At 57.1% G+C, this 1,451-nt stretch carries 1 protein-coding gene; it reads left to right on the plus strand.

The genetic code is table 11. The features are described from left to right. Positions 1–53 precede the first annotated feature (53 nt). Positions 54–1,417, plus strand: a protein-coding gene (locus AWB70_RS38075; RefSeq protein WP_374730280.1) for an IS3 family transposase whose coding sequence is annotated in 2 segments (ribosomal slippage) — positions 54–525 and positions 525–1,417 — 1,365 coding nt in all. Because the reading frame shifts where the segments join, the coding sequence is not laid out codon by codon here. Positions 1,418–1,451: the final 34 nt, after the last annotated feature.

A 1,451-nucleotide genomic window follows, 5' to 3' on the forward strand; every position in this document is an offset into this window, starting at 1 on the left:
TGAACTGCACCCCAAAAGTTGGACACCCGTTCAACGATTTGGGGTGTTTTTTCATGAGCAAGTACAGCGCACGACTCAAGCGCAGAGTCGTTCAAGACTATTTATCAGGCGAGCGCGGTGGTTTCGGAGAGGTGGGGCGTCAACATGGCGTGGGCCATGGCACGGTGCGTAAATGGGTGGCGGCATGGCGGGCGCATGGCGAGGCGGCGTTTAAGAAGAAGTACAGTTTCTACGACGGCCCATTCAAACTGAAGGTGTTGCAGTTCATGCGCACCAAGGCCTTGTCGTGCCGAGAGACGGCCGCGATCTTCGATATCCGCAATCCGAGCGCGATTAATGTCTGGAAGCGCCGGTATGATTCGGGAGGTATGCAGGCCCTTGAGCCGCGCCCCCGAGGACGCTCCGTGAAGCAACCCAAGTCATCTGCGCCAGCTGTTTCGTCCAAATCCGACGAGGCCCGCACGAAGGAAGAGCTCCTGAAGGAGCTGAACTATCTGCGCATGGAGAATGCGTACCTAAAAAAACTCGATGCCTTGATCCGCTCGGAAAGCCCTACAGCGCAGCGCAAAAAGCGCAAGTAGTGGCCGGGTTGAGGCATGAGTTTGCGCTCGACGGCCTGCTGAAAGTGGCCGGCCTGGCGCGCAGCACGTTCTACTACCAATGCAAGGCTTCACGCAAGGCGGACAAACACGCGCAGCTCAAGGCGCGTATTCGTTCTGTGTTCGAGCAGCACAAAGGGCGTTATGGCTATCGACGCATTACTCACGCAGTCCGGCATTTGGGCACGGTTGTGAATCACAAGACCGTCCAGCGGTTGATGCACCTCATGAAACTGAAGTCGCTGGTGCGCCCGAAGAAGTTTCAGGCCTTCCGCGGGACGGTGGGACGGGTTGCGCCGAACGTGCTGCAAAGACAGTTCGATGCCGCGGGGCCGAACCAGAAGTGGGTCACCGATATCACTGAATTCCGGGTGGGCGAGCGAAAGCTTTATCTATCGCCGGTGCTGGATCTGTATAACGGCGAGATCATCGCCTACGAGACGGCCACTCGTCCGGCATTCGCGATGGTCGCCAACATGATCAAAAAGGCGTTCAGAAGGCTGGAAGTCGATGATCGCCCCTTGGTCCACTCGGATCAAGGCTGGCACTATCAGATGGGCGCTTACCAGGCGTTGCTCTCGCAACGAGCCCTGACGCAAAGCATGTCGCGCAAGGGCAACTGCCACGACAACGCCACCATGGAAAGCTTCTTCGGCACTTTGAAGTCGGAGTTCTTCTACCCCAACCGCTTCGAGAGCATCGAAGCCCTTCAGGCCGGAATCAAACGCTACATTCACTACTACAATCACCACCGCATCAAGCTGAAGCTGAAAGGGCTGAGTCCTGTGATGTACAGAACTCAGCCCTTAGCGGCCTAGCCCAAAACTGTCCAACTTTGCGGGGTCAGTTCAG

The sequence above is a fragment of the Caballeronia cordobensis genome (genome assembly GCF_001544575.2).
In the GTDB taxonomy this organism is placed as follows: Bacteria; Pseudomonadota; Gammaproteobacteria; order Burkholderiales; family Burkholderiaceae; genus Caballeronia; species Caballeronia cordobensis.